Origin of the sequence: Desulfovibrio inopinatus DSM 10711 (assembly GCF_000429305.1) — a bacterium.
Classification (GTDB): Bacteria; Desulfobacterota; Desulfovibrionia; order Desulfovibrionales; family Desulfovibrionaceae; genus Alteridesulfovibrio; species Alteridesulfovibrio inopinatus.
Map to the genome: position 1 here is coordinate 37578 of NZ_AUBP01000020.1, position 20833 is coordinate 58410.

Consider the following 20833-nt stretch of genomic DNA (forward strand, 5'->3'; position numbering starts at 1 on the left):
TAATATCTGTTATCAAAAATTGAATTCTATATCTCGTTATGTTGACATACTTCTTAAAATAAGACTAATTCGTGCTAAAAAAATATATATAGTAACACGAAGGGGTGCTCATGGTGCGCTATGTCCTTTCCTTTCTTCTCGCAATGGGCTTTGTCCTGACAGGAGGCTCGGTCTTTGCGGAGAATCATGAATTGGTTTTCTCCTGGCAGGTCAATGCCGGTCCGCTCAACCCTCACCTGTATTCTCCCAACCAGATGTATGCCCAGAACATGGTGTATGAACCATTGGTGAAATATGGGGAGAATGGAAATATCGTCCCGTGCTTGGCTGAATCATGGAGTATTTCCCCTGATGGGAAAACGTATACGTTTACGTTGCGTGATGGAGTTCAGTATACGGACGGCACGCCATTCGATGCCCCCTCTGTGGTGAAAAATTTCGAGGCTGTGTTGGCCAATTTCAAACGTCACAAATGGCTGGAACTCGTCAATAGAATCGAGTCGGTCGAAGCCCCCGATGACAGCACGTTTGTTTTACACCTCAAAGCGCCGTATTATCCTACGCTTCAAGAACTCGCTCTCATTCGTCCCTTGCGGTTTCTTTCACCCAAAGCCTTTCCGGAGAGTGGCAATACGACTGAAGGGATCAAAGCGCCTGTGGGGACGGGGCCCTGGATTTTGAAAGAATCGCGACTCGGAGAGTACGATCTCTTTGTGCGGAATGAGAAGTATTGGGGACTAAAACCCAAAATCGATTCTGTTCGGGTCATGGTGATCAGTGACCCCAATTCACGGCTTACAGCCTATGAAACCGGGACGGTGGGGCTCATCTATGGGCCTGGGGGACACGCTGCCGGTCAAATCAGCCTGGACGCTTTCAAAGCACTGTCGGCAGATACAAGCAATATTACGGCGACATCGGGCGGCATGGGAACTCGAGCTCTTTGTCTCAATTCAAATTATGGTCCGACGAAAGAGCTGGCCGTGCGGCGTGCGATTTTGCATGCCGTGGATAAGGACGCGTTTGTGAAGGGGATTTTTCTCGACGCGGAAAAACGCGCCGATACGTTGTTTGCCCCCGATATTCCATATTGCAACCTGGGGCTTCAACCGTATGCATTCGATAGGAATAAAGCCGCACGTTTGCTTGATGAAGCCGGGTGGAAACTTCCTGCCGGTGAAACCGTCCGTGTAAAAGACGGTCAACCTCTTGCGATCGAGATATGCTTCGTGGGCAACGATGCCTTACAGAAGGCTGTCGTTGAACTGTTGCAAGGTGAGTTGGCGAAAGTCGGCATTGCCGTAACGCTTCTCGGCGACGAGCCCGACGCGTTTTCAAGACGCCAGCAGGACGGGACGTTTGGCATGATATTCAATGATACGTGGGGCCCTCCGTATGAACCGCACGCCATGGTCAGCAGCATGCGCGTCCCGTCTCACGCCGACTATCAAGCCCAAGTCGGGTTGCCCATGAAAAAGGATATCGACGCCAAGATCGATCAGGTTTTCACAACGACCGACGAAGCATCCCGGTCCGCTCTCTACCGAGATATTCTGACCACATTGCACGATCAGGCCGTCTATCTGCCGCTTACATATATGACGAATATCATGGTTCATAAGAATGATTTAATCGTTCCTGGGTTTGCCCTCATTAAAGAAGTTGTACCGTTCGAGGAGATGTCGTGGCAATGAGCAACGCCAATCGGCAGGTGTTTCGATGCGTTTCCCTTCACAACAAACGTGTCGTCACACCATTCCGTAGTAAAGGGGAGACGCGACCGTGTTAAAGTATATCGTGCGCCGTCTCGCACTGTTACCTGTGTTGCTTTTGGCCATGTCACTCGTGATTTTCTGCATCCTTCGATGGGCTCCAGGCGATCCGGCTCAATCGTATTTACGGCTGTCCCGGATTCCGCCAACGGCTGAAAATCTCGCTATGGCGCGAGAGACCTTGGGCTTGGATAAACCCATCGGCGTGCAATACGCGGACTGGTTGTCAAAGGCTGTCCATCTCGATTTCGGCCGCTCCTATATGACGGGGCGGCCCGTCATCGATGAAATGCTGTATTATCTGCCCGCCACCTTGGAATTGGCCGCCGCATCCCTTGGTATTACGCTGGTCTTTTCCACGTTGATGGGTGTTTGGGCGGCATTACGCAAAGATAGTATTGAAGATCATCTCACGCGTCTGTTTGCCTTCAGTGGCGTTTCCATTCCGAACTTTTGGCTGGGATTTCTCCTTGTCTGGCTCTTTTCCGTGGAGCTCGGTTGGTTGCCTCCTCTCGGGAGAGGCGGAATATCCCATCTGATTTTACCTGCTTTTACGCTGGCGGTCATGTCTCTGGCTGTCAATACACGACTCATCCGGGCGAGTATGCTGGAAACCATGCACCACCGCTTTGTTCTTTATGCTCGCATGCGCGGCGTATCGGAGCGTGTTGTTGTCTGGAAGCATATGTTCGTCAATGCACTTATCCCGATCCTGACGGCTACGGGCATGCATATCGGTGAATTGTTGGGCGGTGCGGTCGTGGTGGAAGTGGTTTTTGCCTGGCCGGGGGTGGGACATTACGCCGTATCCAGCATCTACAATCGGGACTTTCCTGTGTTGCAATGTTTCATGCTGGTTATGACCACTATTTTTGTTACGTGTAATCTTGTCGTGGATATTGCTTATGCGGTAGCCGACCCACGAATCCGCCTTTCCGGCAGCAGGGGACAGTCATGATACATGCCCTATGGAGTCGTAAAGTGCTCGTGGCCGCGATTGTCATCCTCGTAGTACTCTTATCTATGGCTGCATTCGCGCCGTGGCTTGCGACGACGAATCCCAACCTGACCGATATCAGCCGAAAGCTGGAGCCGCCAAGTCTGTCGGAACCGTTTGGAACCGACCACTTGGGCCGCTCTATTTATTCGCGTATCCTTTACGGGGCTCGCGCATCTCTGGGGTCCGTCGCCATTATTGTTTGTACCATCCTCGTGCTTTCCTTTGCAGTCGGCGGTCTCTCCGGCTACTGCGGGGGCGCGATCGACGCCAGCATTATGCGCATGTGCGACGTGGTCCTGACCTTTCCAACATTTATCCTCGCGCTGTTCCTTATTGGGGTTTTAGGAACGGGCTTAATCAACGTGATTATCGCGATCGTCTTTACACACTGGGCCTGGTATGCACGTATGGTACGTGGTATGGTGCTGCAACAGCGTCATCGAGAACACGTCTTAGCGGCACACGTTGCCGGGGCGCGCAGTATTCCATTGTTTATACGTCACATCTTGCCCCCGGTACTCGCGCAAATGGCAGTGCTTGCGACATTGGACGTTGGCCATATGATGCTCCATGTTTCCGGACTGTCCTTTTTGGGACTCGGAGTCCAACCTCCCACGCCCGAATGGGGGGTGATGATCGGCGATGCCCGGCAATATTTACGCACGGCCCCACAGCTTATGCTGATCCCAGGAGCCATGATTTTCCTCTCCGTCATGGCATTCAATCTCCTTGGGGACGCCTTGCGTGATCATCTTGACCCCCACATTCAAGAGGAGCTCGATCATGGCCACTGAGCCGCTTTTGGCGATCCACAATCTGTGCGTCGACGTGGTGTCGAGTGGTCGCTCCAAATCCGTCATCAAGCAGGTGGGCCTGTCCCTTTCCGCCGGCCAGGTTCTCTGCTTGATTGGCGAAAGCGGGTGCGGCAAGTCTATGACCTGCCTGAGTGTGATGGATCTTTTACCGGCAAAGGCCGTTATTGTTGAAGGTACGATTCAGTACAAAGGGCGGCCAACTTTTCGATGTGGAAAGGATGTCGGCATGATGCCGCAAAACCCTTCCAGTTGTTTTGACCCGGTATTTTCCATTAAAAGTCATTTTCGTGAAACGCTCGCCGCACACGGTTTGTCTGAAAAAAAGCACTGGAACACAGTCTTGCAGGCGCTTTCCGATGCCGGTTTTCATGATCCCGAATCGGTGTTGCCGCTTTTTCCCTTTCAGATGAGCGGTGGTATGTTGCAGCGCGTCATGATTGCTTTGGCTATGGTGACTTCGCCCGGTGTGTTGTTGGCAGATGAACCGACGACCGATCTGGATATGCCCGCACAATCCATGGTACTTGATTTGCTCGATCATCTTCGCCGTGAACGCAACATCGGATTGTTGCTTGTTACCCATGATCTTTCCGTTGTGGCCAGAATAGCGGATACTGTCGCCGTCATGCGCGACGGTCGCATTGTGGAGTCGGGATCGGTTCAACGTATTTTCGATGCACCGACACATCCCTACACGGTAACTCTTCTTGATGCGCATTTCGCTTTGCACCACGCCTTTGCCGACGCTCACCAAGAGGGAGCCACGCTATGACACTTCTCGAAACATCCCATGTCCAAAAAGTTTATCGGCAAGGTGGGTTCTTCAGTCGCGGTAAGCAGGTCGAAGTACTGACAGACGTTTCTTTATATCTTGATCGTGGTGAATGCCTGGGGCTGGTGGGGCGGAGTGGGTGCGGTAAATCAACGCTTGGCCGGCTTTTTCTTGGGCTTGAACGGCCAGACGCCGGTGTTGTGCGTTATAAAGGGCATGATATTGCAACGCTTCGTGGGGCGGATTGGTGGACATACCGACGCAACGTCCAAGTCGTTTTCCAGGATTTTGTCGGTGCGGTGAATCCACGCATGCGGGTGGGAGACATCATTGCCGAGCCCTTACGTAATTTCGGCCAATCCAGGAGTTCGGCATTGCGTCAGCAGGTGCCGGAGCTGTTGGAAATGGTTGGACTTCGTGCTTCGGATGCCGGTAAACTCCCTGCCCATTGCAGTGGAGGCCAATTGCAACGGGTTTGTATCGCACGCGCCATGGCGCTGAACCCGGAAATTGTGGTCCTCGACGAATCCGTCAGTTCGCTCGATATGCTTGTGCAGGCGCAAGTCATGGAGTTGCTTGCGAAACTCGGCCGGGAACACGGAATGAGCATCCTTTTTATTTCGCATGACTTACGCGTCGTCTCCAGACTAAGTAACCGCGTCGCTGTGCTGCAACATGGTCATATTGTAGAATGCGCCCCCTGTGTTGACGGCCGAGCTGATCTCACAAGCGAAGGCTTCCGCGAACTCGCCAACTCACTCCTGCCGGCCAAGCCGCAGGGGATGGAAGCTTCCTGTTATGACTCGATGAGTTCGCAGGTCCGGAGCAACGCCGTCGAGGTCGGGTATTGATCATGTGTTGATGAAAAAAAACATGCTTTGACAGTGTTGCCTATACTACAACGGTATCATAAGTATATTCAATACGTTCGTCTCCTCATACTTCCACTAGAACCGCAGCCAATACATCATTTGTATAGATGCCATCGCGCTTGTATTCTCTGTAGCCGTTCGACATGGTGCAGCCGAGGATGTAGTTTTTTCCATCAATTGTGACCATATCGGAACAGAGATTCCCGTTGTCGATGCAGACGTATTGTTCTTCGATGGGGAACTTGTCTCCTGGATTCCACGCCTCCGAGGTTGAGCTGATAATGCGTTTGTGACGATCGAGAAAGAAGGCGAGGGAGCCGTCTTGGATACGTCCGTCCTCATTGCGTGGTAATGCATCATTCAACATGGCTTTGAATTGCGGGCCGCTGTCAAATACTAAGGCAATTCCTCCGACAGCGTGGCCGGGAATGTGTTCATGAAAGACGGCAGCATTGTAAATATAGGTGAACGGCGAAGGTTGGTTGCCGATGCGAGCCTCTTCGAATGTTTTGAATTTCGAAACACAATATTCGTGTGATGCCGATAACCCCAAACACCGCCTAATGTAGTCGGAGGACAACTTATCTCCAAAAAAGACGGCAGAGTTTTTTGATGATGCGGCAACAACGTGTCCAGTGGCATCAAACAAAATAAGATTCGTATAGACCGTATAGAGCGAGTTGATATACTCCAATATATCTTCCAAGCGCTTTTTGTCTGCCTCTGTGATGGAGCTTTGCGACAGAATTCGCCGAAACGTTGAATTCAGCGCCCACCAGCGGCAATCATTGGCGCGTTCGTAGAGGTTTCGGTCCATAATATCGATGGCCAACGACGCTTGGAACTTCATATCATCAAGCCGGGAGGAGAGCACGGTGTTGAGCAAACTCGATATCGATTCCGAGAACAAGTCACGAATATGTTCGCCGACTTGGTGAATGGCGTCGAGGACCGGGGGGAGTGCATTGGCCTCCTGACAGATGACGGGATCTGCATTGACAATCTGTTTGGCCGCCATGACCTCGCCATTCAAAACAACCAGGCCAAGATCACTCAGTATATCATCGGCGTCCTCATCGATTTGTCGGAGTGAGCCGGCAAAGAGATTGGTGTTGCGGACATCACACGATGTGGCAACGTCGAGGCCATTTCTTTTGCCGAAAGCGAGCTCAAGGGGATACAGAATGTGACCAAACCAAGGGAGTCCAAAGAATCCTTGGTAGCCGTTTGTTTCTGCTGTTTTTGCCAAATAGAGGGTATTGTCGATTCTTACGAGCTGGAATTCTTTCCCCAGCACCATGGATTGGTGGGAATCAAGCGGTACTGTTTGAGGATCACTGCTTGAAATGACGTGTCCTTGGTCGTTGAGAATGCAGATAATGATGCGTTCTTTTTGGATAAGCTGCTTGTAGATGCCGTCCATTTCCCCCGCAAAATCAAAGCATAAACAGAGCGTTCCCAGCGGTGTCCCATATTCGGGGTGAACAATGCGATGGGAATAGATGAGGGCACGTTCTTGTGACGGTCGCATATCCGATGCGTTGAAGGTTTCAATATATCCATCATGCAAGGCGGCTTGCGAAAGGACGGGATCATGACTGGTGCGTATATCTGAGCTCTTGTCGAGATGTGCACAAACATTTCCGGAATTGTCAAAAATTATGATTTCTTCATAGACCGTGTATTTCTCTTGGTACTCGCGGAGACGATTTTCAATGTCATTGGTGTGCTCTGTGCTCGAATTCCCCTCAATTAAGAATTGAACAATATCATCATCCGTTGCCAAAAAGCCAACATCTGCAGTCCTTTCAAAAAGGTTGCGTTTTAAAATGTCGATGGCAACCTGTGAAAGGTTCGTCATTTCCTGCGTAATTTTTTCACAATTTTTATTCACTAACTCGTGAATAAGGTTCTCCTGCAATGATAAAAACTTGTTTTGCGTTGTCTCCATGAAATCTATCAATGTGGAGGCAACTCTATTGGAATTTATTTTTCCTGTGAGTGTTATCTTCACCCATTGCCTATCAAATGTTTTTAGTTTCTCTTTATATACAGAAACAGCAGGCATCATTTTAAGAAGATTTTCTCTTTCAACCTCAAGCATACTCATTGCAATCTCCATGATAATAGATCGCTATAGAATCATAGTTTATAACCAACGCATGGCCAAAAAAAATGCCAATCAGTATTCCTGATTGGCTTGCAGCTCGGCTATCTCCCTGTGGTATGAGACCCGTAGCTTTCCGAACACACCCGTCTCACGACGGGGTAGGCATTTCATAAATTTACAAAAAAGTATTTTGTGGCATGGTGAATGTCAAGTTGGTATCTGTTGTAAATGTAATGGTGTTAGTTTAAATGTTTGTATTTAAGTGTTATTTTTTAGTGTATGCTTTGTGTTTTTGAATCATCAGGAAGCGCTGCGGGCGTTGTGTTCATTTTTGTAATATATTAAACGAAGGCTGGTCATGTTCCATAATTTAATGAAAATTCATGACTATTTAGAGTATCATTTTAAAATTGAGCCATCTGAGATTGACACCTTGCTGTATTTGTTCTGCATTAATTTTATTTTTGAAAAAGAACATCCATATTGATGGGAACGTGTCAATGTGTACTTCATTAGTATGTATTGCATGGTATAGGAGAACACTCTTTACTGAGTGCTCGAAAAGAGCATTCAATTCATTTCAGAAGCGGAAGATTGCGTTCATGAACGTATCGATAATTTGTGGCCTCCACAGGCCTTGATGACGGTGAGAAAGAGTCGATCCAATTGAAATCAAGTTGAGATTCACTGCTTTTTCTTTACCATCTCTTGTATACCAATCGAAATTCGTGCTACAGAGAAAAAGTATCCCCATATTGATGGAATTCGCATGCCTTTTCCTCAAGGAGTGTCATTTTATTGTAATCTTTCATAGATTTGTATTTTCGTAACGGAGACAGCTTTATTCAAAGAGGGGCGTATGCTTATCAGATACTGTTTCTTCATTCTGATTTTTCTCAGCTTTTCCGTTCAAGGTCTTGCAGAGAATACGACTTCACAGCTTAAATCGAGTAAGGCGTGGAAATCTTTTATTTTAGATACTGAAAAGGAAGTTATGGCTGTTGCATCAACTCCATGTCAGCAATGTGCTTACGGGGAAACGCTTTACCTGTGGAGATCACCACGCAATTGTAGTATTCAGTATATGAGTATTCTCGGGAGGTATGGCGGTGAAAGAAATACATCAAAAGAGAATTTGATAGCTGAAGGGAGAGTTGATGAAAGACGAATACATAAATTCAGGTATGTTCTTAATCTTTTCAGCAATACCGGGCTCTATGAAATAGCATTCCAGAAATTTTCCAATCCGCAAGGTCTTCTCCAAGACATGGTTTATGGGAGATCGATTTTCTTTAAAATACATACCAAGCTCAATCCGATATTTCTCAGATTTTCTCTTATGGGGTTTACCGCTTCAGCCCAAAGAACATACGCTCTTTGCAAGAAACTCCATCAACAACATCAGCAAAATAAAAAGACCCCACTCCCGATCGACCCATTTCAAGATGATGAAGAGGTTGAATATGGAACATTTTGAGGTTGTTCTATGAAAAAATGAATGGAACGCTTTCTTTTGCGTTAGTCAGCTTCACGGCGGCGTGTGCCGAACCTGAATGGCATCGCAGATATTGAGAAGGTGTCAGAGGAGAATGGAATATTCAGTTAGAGTTAGACACTGTTGAGCTCTTCCTGAAGGAGTGTCGTGTAAATGCCTCATTGGCTTGAGGCGTTTGTTGTACTGAAACTGTCCCGAGGGCAGAAGCAATTCTAAAAAGAGTTTTAGAGGTCAACGACAAATGATTGTGAAGGCGATTCATGGCTTTCACGTTTGAACCGATTCCAAAAAACCAGAAAACTTCCCTCTCTTTATTCTGATTTTCCAGAATTTAAGACTCTGCTCTGTTTTTTCTGATTCTTAATTTTCTCAAAGCCTTACGCAGTTGACCGACCAATCAATCATAATTAATTAGAATTATTCATTTTGACTCTCGAATCACCTTCCTGGCACGGGTCTTGCCTTATGTGCATCACTGCCGGGGTTGCCCCCATAGCCTCAGCACGCAGGCTACCCACGTACCCACACCCCTGCCCTGGCAGTTTACCTCGGTTTGTCGTCGTTTCATACGCGTCCCTGACGGCAGGCCGAGGTTTATGTGGAAACACTGACGATATCTCGAAGGAGGATTTCGTGTCCAAGAAGACGATGACAGTCGACGGCAACACCGCCACCTCATATGTGGCCTACGCCATGAGCGAAGTTGCCGCTATTTATCCCATCACTCCGTCCTCGACTATGGGCGAAGTTTGTGACGACTGGGCCGCCGCCGGCCGCGAGAACATTTTTGGTGAAAAACTGCTTGTTCGCGAACTCCAGTCTGAAGCCGGTGCCGCCGGTGCCGTTCACGGTTCTCTGGCTGCCGGATCGTTGACCACGACCTTCACGGCCTCTCAGGGCCTGCTCCTCATGATCCCCAATATGTACAAAATCGCCGGTGAATTGCTTCCCGCGGTTTTTCATGTTTCGGCTCGCGCTCTGGCTGCGCATGCCCTGTCGATCTTCGGTGACCATGCCGACGTCATGGCTGCTCGCCAGACTGGTTTTGCCTTGCTCGCGTCGGCTTCGGTGCAAGAAGCCCACGATATGGCGCTTGTTGCGCATTTGGCCACGCTGAAAGCAAGCCTGCCCTTCGTGCATTTCTTTGATGGATTCCGTACGTCTCACGAGATCCAAAAGATTGAAGTCTCCGACTATGATGATATGGCCGCACTTGTCGATAAAGACGCCTTGGCCAAATTCCGTACCCGCTCAATGAATCCGGAACATCCGAATATTCGCGGTACGGCGCAAAACCCCGATATTTACTTCCAAGGTCGCGAAGCTGCCAATTCGTATTACAACGCCGTGCCCGGCATCGTCTCCGAGGTGATGAAGCAGGTCGCCGAACTGACTGGTCGTGAATACAATTTGTTCGACTATGTTGGTGCTGCCGACGCTGAACGCGTGATCATCGCTATGGGCTCCGGTTGTGAAACCATTGAAGAAGTCGTCAATGCGCTGGTGGCCAAGGGCGAAAAAGTCGGTTTGGTTAAAGTGCGGTTGTACCGTCCTTTCGTCAACGAAGCCGTTCTCGCCGCCATCCCCGCGTCGGCCAAGGTTGTCACGGTGCTCGATCGCACGAAAGAACCCGGCGCCGCTGGCGATCCCTTGTACCTCGACGTTGCCTCGGCCTGCCTTGAAGCCGGCCGCTCGGTGAAGCTCCTTGCCGGCCGCTACGGCCTTGGCTCCAAAGAGTTCAACCCGGCCATGGTAGCCGCTGTTTTTGCCAACATGGATGCCGATGCACCGAAGAATCATTTCACCGTCGGTATCGTCGACGACGTGACAAACTCCTCGTTGCCCATTGATGCCGATTTCGCCGATACCACCCCGGCCGGTGCCATTCAGTGCAAGTTCTGGGGCCTGGGTTCCGACGGAACCGTTGGCGCGAACAAGCAGGCCATCAAGATCATCGGCGACAAGACCGAGCTCTATGCCCAGGGCTATTTTGCGTACGACTCCAAAAAGTCCGGTGGCATCACCATCTCGCACTTGCGTTTCGGACCGTCTCCCATTCAGTCCACCTACCTCGTCACCAAGCCCGATTATGTGGCCTGCCACAATCCGAGCTATGTGACCATGTATGACTTGCTTGAAGGCATCAAAGAGGGCGGAACATTCCTCCTTAACTGTGCTTGGGATCTCGACGCACTGGAAACACATCTGCCTGCTTCGCTGAAGAAGACTATCGCGTCCAAAAAGATCAAGTTCTACACCATCGATGCTGTGTCCATTGCCGCCGGTGTCGGCCTGGGTGGACGCATCAACATGATCATGCAGACCGCCTTCTTCAAATTGGCTAACGTCATCGATTTTGACCAGGCCGTTGCCTACCTGAAGGAATCTATCAAAAAAGCGTACGGCAAGAAGGGCGATAAAATTGTTAACATGAACATCGCCGCTGTTGACGGCGCTATCGCCAACCTCAAAGACGTGGCCTATCCCGCTGGCTGGGCTGATTTGGCTGATGAAACAGTCAACCACGCGGACGAACCCGACTACGTCAAAAACGTCATGCGCCCCATCTTGGCGCAGAAGGGCGATACACTCCCCGTTTCCGCCTTTGCCGCCGATGGCACCATGCCTTCGGGAACGTCCAAGTACGAAAAACGCGGTGTTGCCATCAATGTCCCCGAGTGGGTCAAAGACAACTGCATTCAGTGTAACCAATGTGCGTTTGTCTGCCCTCACAGCGCCATTGTGCCGGTCTTGGCAACGGAAGAAGAACTTGCCGGAGCGCCCGGTACGTTCGATACGCTGGAAGCCAAAGGCAAAGGCCTCAAGGGGCTCAAGTTCCGTATTCAGATCAATACGCTCGACTGCCTGGGTTGTGGTAACTGCGCCGACATCTGTCCGGCTAAAGAATCGGCCCTGGTTATGAAGCCTCTGGCAACTCAGACCGACAGTGAAGTCCCGAATTTCGACTTTGCCGATGCCATCTCCTTGAAAGACGACATCATGCCTCGCGATTCCGTGAAGGGCAGCCAGTTCCAGAAACCTCTCATGGAATTCTCGGGTGCCTGCTCGGGTTGCGGTGAAACCCCGTATGTTCGCGTGCTGACGCAACTCTTCGGGGAACGGATGTACATTGCCAACGCCACAGGATGCTCATCCATTTGGGGTGCTTCCGCTCCCACCACGCCGTACTGCACCAACAAAAATGGTCACGGCCCGGCCTGGGGCAACTCTTTGTTCGAAGATGCCGCTGAATTTGGCTACGGCATGAACATGTCTGTCAATCAGCGTCGCGATTACTTGGCAGCCTGCATGGAAAAATCCTTGGAAGGCGCCTCCGGTGACCTGCGTGACGCCATGGATGGATGGTTGGCCAATAAGAACGATCCGGAACAGTCCCGTGTCTTTGGTGACAAGCTTAAAGCGTTGTTGGCCGACACCAGCGATCCGGCTTTGGCTGAAATAGCTTCCATGTCCGATCTCTTCACCAAGAAATCCGTCTGGATTTTCGGTGGTGACGGCTGGGCCTACGATATCGGCTACGGCGGACTGGATCACGTCATTGCTTCGGGTGAAGACGTCAACGTTCTGGTCATGGACACGGAAGTGTACTCCAACACAGGTGGGCAGTCCTCCAAAGCCACGCCGACCGGCGCGATCGCCAAGTTTGCCGCATCGGGCAAAAAGACCGCGAAAAAAGATCTCGCCCGCATGGCCATGACCTACGGCTATGTCTATGTGGCGACAGTTGGCATGGGCGCCAATAAGCAGCAGATGCTCAAGGCCTTCAAAGAAGCTGAATCTTACCCCGGACCGTCCATTATCCTGGCGTACGCCCCCTGCATCAACCAGGGGATTCGCAAGGGAATGGGTAAAACTCAGCTTGAAACCAAGCTGGCCGTGGAATCCGGCTACTGGCCGCTGTTCCGCTACAATCCGCTGCTTGCTCTTGAAGGTAAAAATCCGTTCACGCTCGATTCCAAAGCCCCCAACGGCTCCCTTCAGGAATTCCTGGCTGGGGAAAACCGCTACGGCCTCTTGGAAAAAATAGCTCCTGAGGAATCGGCCAAACTGCGTAAAGCGATTGAGAAGGAAATTCTCAGCCGTTTTGAAATTCTTTCGCTGCTGGCCGAACACAATCCTTATGACGTCTCGGTTTCGGCTGAATCGGTCGCAACCACCGACGATACCGCGGTGAATCCGGTGTGTGAAGTCGCGGAAACTGGGGAAATGGCCCGTCCAGAATCAGGTGAAGCCTGTGACGATGGTCGAGCCGGAAAGTAATATGTGAGGAGATCCTCCGGCATCAGGAGAAAAGAGATGCATCGTTATTGGATGAAATCGCTTTTTTCCTGATACCACCGCGCGTTTCTGCGCAGTGGAACGGAATTATGGGGTCGGGCTCCCCATCATGGGAGTCCGGCTTCCCGTTCACAGCGTTTGAGAAGGCGGTCGTAGCGCCGGAGCATAATCCTCCAGAACATCACAACGTTATGCTGCGCGTCGAGCGTGGTGATGTTCCAAACCTGTGAAAACGGCGCGACAAATGTGGAGGATCTCATGTCAATCGGTGTGCTTGCTCTGATCGCTTTCGTACCCATCGTCTTAGCGCTTATCCTTATGTCGGGCATGCGTTGGCCCGCAACCAAAGCCATGCCGCTGGCATGGTTGGTGACGGCAATTTTTGGTATGGTGTTTTGGAAAATGGACATTGGCTTCGTTCTCGCCTCCACCTTGAGCGGATTCGGAACAGCCTTTAACGTCCTCATCATTGTTTTCGGTGCGATTATCATTCTCTACACTCTACGCGACTCAGGCGCGATGGAAACCATTAACTGCGGATTTCACGGCATCTCCCGTGACCGCCGAATCCAGGTACTCATCATCGCCTTCGTCTTCGCCGCGTTCATTGAAGGCGCCGCCGGTTTCGGTACCCCGGCCGCCATCGCTGCTCCGCTGTTGCTTTCTCTTGGTTTCCCGGCCCTTGCCGCGGCCATGGTTTGTCTGATTCTCAACTCTATGCCGGTTACCTTTGGTGCGGTCGGTACGCCTATCTTACTTGGCCTCACCCCGCTGAAGACCGTTTTGACGGAAGCCATTGCTTCGGGAACGTCCATGAATGTCGCCAGCGTGGAACAATTCATGTTCCTCGTCGGGAAATGGTCTGCCACCTTCCACTTGGTCATGATTTACATTTTGCCCTTGTTCACCATTTGTTTCATGACCCGCTTTTTCGGTCAGAATAAAAAGTGGTCTGAAGGCTTTGGCGCGCTGAAGTTCTCGTTGTTCGCCTCTACGGCATTCGGTGTTCCCTACATTATTACGGCATACGTTTTCGGTGTGGAGTTTCCCTCGCTGCTCGGTGGCCTGATTGGTTTGGGTATCGTTGTTTCGGCGGCTAAAAAAGGTCTGTTTCTGCCTAAAGACGTTTGGGATTTCGGTCCGCAATCGAACTGGGAAGCTGAATGGACCGGTGAAATTTCCAGTGAAGATAATTGCGAATACAAAGCCCACATGAGCCAGTTCATGGCATGGTTGCCGTACATCCTCATCGGTGTCCTGCTTGTTCTTACGCGTTTGAATACCCTGCCCTTCAAAGGCTGGGTTACTTCGCTTTCGCTCACCTGGAGCCATATCCTGGGTTACGACACGGTCAGCTACAATATCAAACCGCTGTATCTCCCCGGAACCATTCCTTTTACGCTGGTTGCCATTCTGACCATTTTCCTGCACCGCATGAAACCTGAAAAAGTCAAGGCTGCCTGGGGCGATTCCATTAAGCGCATGAAAAACCCCACCATCGCGTTGCTTTTCTCCGTCGCCCTGGTTGCGATTTTTCGACAGAGCGCCAACAACAGCATCGGTATCCCCTCCATGCCACTGTGTATGGCCCAAGCGGTTGCTGGTATTGCCGGGAGCACCTGGCCGATGTTTGCTTCCTTTGTCGGCGCACTCGGTTCGTTCATCACTGGCTCCAACACGGTTTCCGACTTGCTCTTTGCTGAATTTCAGTACGGTGTGGCCAGTAACCTTGGCTTGCCCCATCAGATTGTTGTTGCTTTGCAGGCTGTTGGCGGCGCCATGGGTAACATGGTTTGTATCCACAACATCGTTGCCGCATCGGCTACCGTTGGTTTGGTAGGTATGGAAGGCGTCATTATTCGACGCAACGCCATTCCGTTGGTGCTCTACGGTCTTGTTGTCGGCATTATGGGTTTGATCTTCTGTTACGTCCTTTTCCCTGGTATCTTCTAAGCAGAATTGTAAAACCGAGTTAAATCCCCCATCAAGCGAAGCCCGTCGGCATGGGGCTGCGGGCTTCGCCAACAAAACGAGGTGTATTCATGCTGAGTGATGCTCTGAAAAAAGATTTTGCTGCCATCGTGGGCGAACAGAATGTCATGACCGAGGAAGCCGACCTGCACGCATATTCTTATGATGCCGCCCCTTTGGATCAACGTGTTCCCGGCTTTGCCCTGCGTCCCACCAGCCGCGAGCAGTTGGGGAAATGCGTTAAGCTGTGCAACGAGAACGGCTTTCCCATCACGGTACGTGGTTCGGGGACGAACCTGTCCGGTGGCACCATCCCGTCCAAAGGTGGCGCTGTTATCTTGACGAATGCGCTGAATAAAATTCTCGAGATCAACGAAGAAGATCTCTACGCTGTTGTTGAACCCGGCGTTATAACGGCCCCCTTTGCCGCTGAAGTGGCGAAACGTGGTCTGTTCTATCCTCCTGATCCAGGTTCACAGACCGTGTCTACCCTCGGCGGTAACGTTGCGGAAAACGCTGGTGGATTGCGTGGTCTTAAATATGGGGTCACGAAAGATTATGTCATGGGCGTGGACTTCTTCGACGTCAATGGCGAGTTGGTGAAAACCGGTTCCAAAACCGTGAAGTGCGTGACGGGATACAACCTTTCCGGGCTTATGGTGGCTTCCGAAGGAACGCTTGGGGTTTTTGAAAAGATCACCCTCAAACTCGTTCCTCCTCCGCAAACCGCTAAGTCCATGATGGCCGTCTTCGACGACGTCATGAGCGCTTCGCGCACTGTTGCCGCCATCATTGCCGCGAAGATCGTGCCGGCGACGTTGGAATTTATGGATAATTTTACTATTCGCACGGTTGAAAATTTCCGGAAAGCCGGGCTTCCCGTTGAAGCGCAGGCCATGCTGCTCATTGAAGTCGATGGCCACCCCGGACAGGTGGAAGACGAAGCCGCCATGGTGGAAGATATCTGTAAAAAGAACGGTGCAAAAAGTGTTTCCGTGGCCAAAGATGCGGCTGAACGCAACAAAGTATGGCAAGCGCGCCGCGATGCCTTGCCGGCGTTGGCTAAGCTGAAACCTACCTGCGTGCTTGAAGACGCCACTGTTCCCCGTTCCAAGATTCCGGCCATGATGGAAGCTTTGGACAAGATTGCCAAACGCTATGATCTCACTATCGGCACGTTCGGCCATGCTGGCGACGGCAATCTGCATCCGACCATTTTAACGGATAAACGCAACCATGACGAATGGGTTCGCGTCGAAGAAGCCATTGACGCCATTTTTGACGAAGCACTGGCGCTCGGTGGAACGCTTTCGGGTGAACATGGCATCGGTATCGCCAAGTCCAAGTACATGGAACAAGAAACGAGCCGGGCGACAATTGAATATTGCCGCAGAATGAAGTCCGTCCTCGATCCCAAGGGTATCCTCAATCCCGGCAAAATCCTGGGCCCACTTTTGGCCGAGTAGGAGGTTCCCATGGCTGATGTAAAACGACTTGCAATGATGATGAAAGAGCTGGACGACCAGCTTGTCAACTGCATGCGATGCGGCATGTGTCAGGCTGTGTGTCCGGTCTTCAAGCAGACCGGTCGTGAAACGGATGTCACTCGCGGTAAGCTGGCATTATTGGATGGTCTGGCTTCGGAAATGTTCACTGAGCCGGAAAAGGTGAACAAGCTCATCAATAAATGTTTGATGTGTGGTACGTGTGAAGCCAACTGTCCCAGTGGCGTCAAAGTGACGGATATTTTCTTTAAAGCACGGGCTATTCTCACCGGATACTTTGGAATGTCTTCGGTTCAGCGTTTGGCTTTCCAAAAGTTGTTGACCAACCCGACGTTGTTCAACAGCCTGGTGAGCGTAGCATCCAAGTTTCAGGGGCTTTTTACCAAGGAAGCCAACGAAACCTTGGGCACATCGTGCGCTCGCTTTCAGGCTCCCCTCGTCGGTGACCGTCATTTTAAGAAGTTGGCCCAGACGCCGTTTCATGCCGACGTTCCCAAACGGATGACAAAGCCTGGTGCGTCTGGGGTCACAGTGGCATTCTATCCGGGATGCGTGGTGGATAAGATGTTTCCCGAAGTTGGTCACGCCTGTCTGAAAGTGTTTGATTATCACGGCGTTGGGGTCTTCATGCCTGAAAATATGGCGTGCTGTGGTATTCCCGGATTGTCATCCGGCGAACACGAAGGATTTGAGGAGCTTGTCCGGGAAAACCTGGATTTGTTCGACGGTGTCGAGTTTGACTATCTCGTTACCCCCTGCGCAACCTGCGCTTCTACCATCAAAAAACTCTGGCCTGAATACTCCCGACCCTATGACAAGCGTCGCGCCTTGCAGCTTGCGCCCAAGGTGATGGATATTACGCAATTCTTGGTGGATGTCGTTGGCGTCAAAGCTGTGGACAAACAGGCTGGTATACCCGCTGTTACCTGGCATGACCCTTGCCATTTACGGAATTCCATGGGCGTTACGACGCAACCTCGCACTCTTTTGGCTGCGACGAAGACGTATGAGTATGTAGAAATGGCAGATGCCGCGTCATGCTGTGGTTGCGGCGGCAGCTTCACCGTTAAATTTCCAGAGATGTCAACGGCGATTGGTGAGGCTAAAGCGCAGAATGTCATCGATTCACAGGCCAATGTCGTGGCCACAGGCTGTCCTGCGTGCATGATGCAGTTGAGTGATCAACTCTCGCGAAAGGGAGCGAAAACTCCTGTTCGTCACGCCGTGGAACTTTATGCCGAAACCCTGAGCTCGTAATCCGCGTGTCACAATCCGCTGACATGAAAAGCCGGTCAAGCCGGCCGGCTTCTTCATGTTGAGGACTTGACGACACCCAGCCCTTGGGGTGTAGTGGCTGGTTGGCTTATTTATTGAGGTCGTTAATTCCAAATCACGCGGTAATATTTCCCCCAAAAAAACACGAGCAAGGAGAACATTTATGGCAAAAAGCGTTTATATCACGGCAACAGAGCAAAAAAGTGGCAAATCGGCGATTTGCCTCGGTTTTATGCAATTACTTCTTCGTGACGTCGGCCGTGTAGCTTTTTTCCGACCCATCATTACCAGTTACCCTGAAGATGTGAAGGATCATGATATTAGTTTGATCTTGAGCCACTTCCATCTCGATATGGCGTATGAAGATACCCATGTTTACACCCTACGACAGGCTCGCGACCTTGTGAATGCTGGCCGCACCAATGAGCTTATTGAAACAATCTTGTCCCGGTATAAGAAACTCGAATCCGAATATGATTTCATCGTTTGCGAGGGCACGGACTACTTAGGACATGATCCGGCATTTGAATTTGATATCAATGCGGAAATTGCCGCAAACATCGGAAGCCCTGTTGCGCTGGTAACCAATGCCAACGGGAAAGACCCCGATGATATTGTAAGCTCTACCCGGCTGGCTATCGACACATTTTATGAAAAGCGACTCGACGTCCTTGCCGCTATCATCAACCGGGTTAAATCAAGCGATCTGGAAGCGATTCGTTCGGCCCTGACCTGTAAACGTACCGGTGAACCCGACTGCCTCATTCACCTCATTCCTGAAGAACCCACGCTGGGTAACCCGAGCATGGACAGCGTTCGAAAATGGCTGAAGGCCGATGTGCTCTATGGTCATGGTCGACTTGATGCTTTGGTCGGGGACTATGTCATCGCGGCTATGCAGGTGGGAAACTTTCTCGAATACATCGAACCGTCGTCGCTCGTTATTACCCCCGGCGATCGTGAAGACATTATTTTAGCCTGTCTCGCATCCCGGCTGTCGACGTCGTATGCTGATATTTCCGGTGTGCTTCTCACGGGCGGTTTGCAGCCGAGCCGTAATGTTCACCGCCTTATTGAAGGGTGGACCGGCGTGCCTGTTTCTATTTTATCTGTCAAAGAGCACACCTACAAGGCCAGCCGCATTCTTGGGCAGCTTTATGGCCGCATTGATCCCGAAGATCAGCGCAAAATCGCTACCGCGTTGGGTGTCTTTGAAGCACACGTCAACGTGAAGGAATTGCGGAGCCGTCTCGATGCCCGGAAGTCTGTCCGCGTCACGCCCAAAATGTTCGAATTCGGTCTGGTGGAAAAAGCTAAAGCCGAAAAGCAACGCATTGTCATGCCTGAAGGTTCGGGCGAACGCATTTTGCAAGCAACGGATATCCTGCTGCGTCGTGGGGTGGCCGACATTACTTTGATCGGCAAACCGGAAGAAGTGCGGGCAAAAGCCTCGGCGTGTGGGGCTGCGATTGAAGGTGCAACCATCATCAATCCTGAAGAGTCCAGTCTGTTTGATGACTATGTCTCCACGTACTTTGAACTGCGCAAGCACAAAGGCATCCGTCAGTCTGATGCTCGCGACCGCATGAGCGATCCGACGTATTTTGGCACGATGATGGTGTATAAAGGCGATGCCGACGGTATGGTTTCGGGTTCGGAAACCACTACGGCGCAAACCATTCGTCCCGCTTTTGAATTCGTGAAAACGAAGCCGGGTGCATCCATTGTCTCCAGCGTCTTTCTCATGTGCTTGAAAGATCGTGTGCTTGTCTTTGGTGACTGCGCCGTTAACCCAAGCCCCACAGCGCAACAGCTTGCTGAAATTGCCGTGGTTTCTGCTCAGACGGCGACCATTTTTGGCGTCGACCCCAAAGTCGCTATGTTGTCCTACTCCACAGGAGCGTCCGGTAAGGGCGAAGAAGTGGAAAAGGTCAAAGAAGCCGCTCGCATTGCGAAAGAAATGGCTCCGGATCTGCCCCTTGAAGGGCCCATTCAGTACGATGCGGCTGTTGACCCTGCCGTGGCAATGACCAAATTGCCGAATTCTCAGGTCGCTGGACATGCGACGGTCTTCATCTTCCCCGACTTGAATACGGGTAACAATACGTACAAAGCGGTTCAACGTGCGGCTCAAGCAGTGGCCATCGGCCCAATTCTTCAGGGCCTGCGTAAACCGGTGAACGACCTGTCCCGCGGGTGCTCTGTGCCCGATATCGTCAACACCGTGGCCATTACAGCCATTCAGGCACAGGCCGAAAAAAAAGCATAGGCTCCTCTAGGCGGTGAGGAGTTCCAGGAGACCATGATGTCCCCGATGTTTCCCATGTCCCCGGAAGAACGGATTGAAACCTTTGTTGCGAAAGCGCAGGCTGTTTCTGCGACGGTAACGAAAGCGTCTTCTATGGAAGAAGCTGCCGTCTACGCAGTCGGTCTGGCGGATTCCATGGACAGCTGCCTCCTATTGCTTGGAGGTGATGAAGCGAATTTGAGCGAAGAAGCGTCTTTGCTGTGCCGTTCGCGTGACAGCAAAAGCGTTGCCGCTCCCAGTTTACCCAAAGCGGTGCGCGAGTCGTTGGCGACGGCATGCACGGAAAAGAATATTCGTTTCGTCCAGGATCACTTGCGCGACCAGGTTGCCGGTTTTGAAGTCGGTTTCTCGATTGCCGCTGCAGGTATTGCCGAAACTGGCTCTTTGTTCGTCCCGTCTACGGATGAAGATATCCGTTTGACCACCATGCTGTGTGAAACACATGTCGTGGCGTTGCCAATTTCTGAAATTGTCGACAGAGCTGAGGATTTGGAAGCTGAGTTGAAAGCACGTATGGCCGGCCCCGATTATTCCGCGTTTATTACGGGTGCGAGCCGTACGGCTGATATTGAGCGCGTCCTCGCTCTTGGCGTTCATGGTCCCCTGGAACTGCACATCGTGCTTGTGGAGGCGTAATTC

Annotated in this window: 13 protein-coding genes and 1 riboswitch; of the genes, 12 read left to right on the forward strand and 1 reads right to left on the reverse strand. The window is 51.1% G+C overall.

The window, feature by feature from the left end:
• The first annotated feature begins 110 nt into the window (after positions 1-110).
• The 5 genes from nikA (at position 111) to G451_RS0112595 (ending at position 5210) form a co-directional block, all read left to right on the forward strand.
• Positions 111-1694 (forward strand): nickel ABC transporter substrate-binding protein, encoded by a 1584-nt coding sequence (nikA, locus tag G451_RS0112575; RefSeq protein WP_034642133.1) that lies wholly within the window; start codon positions 111-113, stop codon positions 1692-1694.
• 88 nt (positions 1695-1782) lie between these two features.
• Complete coding sequence (nikB, locus tag G451_RS0112580; RefSeq protein ID WP_027184536.1) at positions 1783-2730, forward strand: nickel ABC transporter permease subunit NikB; 948 nt, start codon at positions 1783-1785, stop codon at positions 2728-2730.
• Entirely contained in the window at positions 2727-3566 is an 840-nt protein-coding gene (gene nikC, locus G451_RS0112585) for a nickel ABC transporter permease subunit NikC (protein WP_027184537.1), read from the forward strand. The genes nikB and nikC overlap by 4 nt, the downstream gene beginning before the upstream one ends.
• Entirely contained in the window at positions 3556-4359 is an 804-nt protein-coding gene (locus G451_RS0112590) for an ATP-binding cassette domain-containing protein (RefSeq protein ID WP_027184538.1), read from the forward strand. Before nikC ends, G451_RS0112590 begins: the two co-directional genes overlap by 11 nt.
• Positions 4356-5210: an ATP-binding cassette domain-containing protein gene (locus G451_RS0112595; protein WP_027184539.1), complete on the forward strand. Its 855-nt coding sequence runs from the start codon at positions 4356-4358 to the stop codon at positions 5208-5210. Before G451_RS0112590 ends, G451_RS0112595 begins: the two co-directional genes overlap by 4 nt.
• Before the next feature lie 85 nt (positions 5211-5295).
• Here G451_RS0112595 and G451_RS0112600 read toward each other — a convergent pair whose 3' ends face one another.
• Entirely contained in the window at positions 5296-7341 is a 2046-nt protein-coding gene (locus tag G451_RS0112600; RefSeq protein ID WP_027184540.1) for a cache domain-containing protein, read from the reverse strand.
• An 88-nt stretch (positions 7342-7429) separates the two neighbouring features.
• Positions 7430-7515: riboswitch (cyclic di-GMP riboswitch) on the reverse strand.
• Positions 7516-8200: 685 nt separating this feature from the next.
• Here G451_RS0112600 and G451_RS0112615 point away from each other — a divergent pair.
• From G451_RS0112615 to G451_RS0112645, 7 genes are all read left to right on the forward strand, one after another.
• On the forward strand, positions 8201-8818 hold the full coding sequence (locus G451_RS0112615) for a hypothetical protein (RefSeq protein ID WP_027184541.1): 618 nt from the start codon (positions 8201-8203) through the stop codon (positions 8816-8818).
• A 651-nt stretch (positions 8819-9469) separates the two neighbouring features.
• Positions 9470-13117 (forward strand): pyruvate:ferredoxin (flavodoxin) oxidoreductase, encoded by a 3648-nt coding sequence (gene nifJ, locus G451_RS0112620; RefSeq protein ID WP_027184542.1) that lies wholly within the window; start codon positions 9470-9472, stop codon positions 13115-13117.
• A gap of 276 nt (positions 13118-13393) precedes the next feature.
• On the forward strand, positions 13394-15088 hold the full coding sequence (locus G451_RS0112625) for an L-lactate permease (protein ID WP_027184543.1): 1695 nt from the start codon (positions 13394-13396) through the stop codon (positions 15086-15088).
• 89 nt (positions 15089-15177) lie between these two features.
• Positions 15178-16572, forward strand: a complete 1395-nt coding sequence (locus tag G451_RS0112630; protein ID WP_027184544.1) for an FAD-binding oxidoreductase — start codon at positions 15178-15180, stop codon at positions 16570-16572.
• Positions 16573-16581: 9 nt separating this feature from the next.
• On the forward strand, positions 16582-17868 hold the full coding sequence (locus G451_RS0112635; RefSeq protein WP_027184545.1) for a (Fe-S)-binding protein: 1287 nt from the start codon (positions 16582-16584) through the stop codon (positions 17866-17868).
• A gap of 181 nt (positions 17869-18049) precedes the next feature.
• Positions 18050-20155, forward strand: coding sequence for a phosphate acetyltransferase (gene pta / locus G451_RS0112640; RefSeq protein WP_027184546.1), 2106 nt, complete (start codon positions 18050-18052; stop codon positions 20153-20155).
• Positions 20156-20188: 33 nt separating this feature from the next.
• Positions 20189-20830, forward strand: coding sequence for a LutC/YkgG family protein (locus G451_RS0112645; RefSeq protein WP_084448554.1), 642 nt, complete (start codon positions 20189-20191; stop codon positions 20828-20830).
• Positions 20831-20833: the final 3 nt, after the last annotated feature.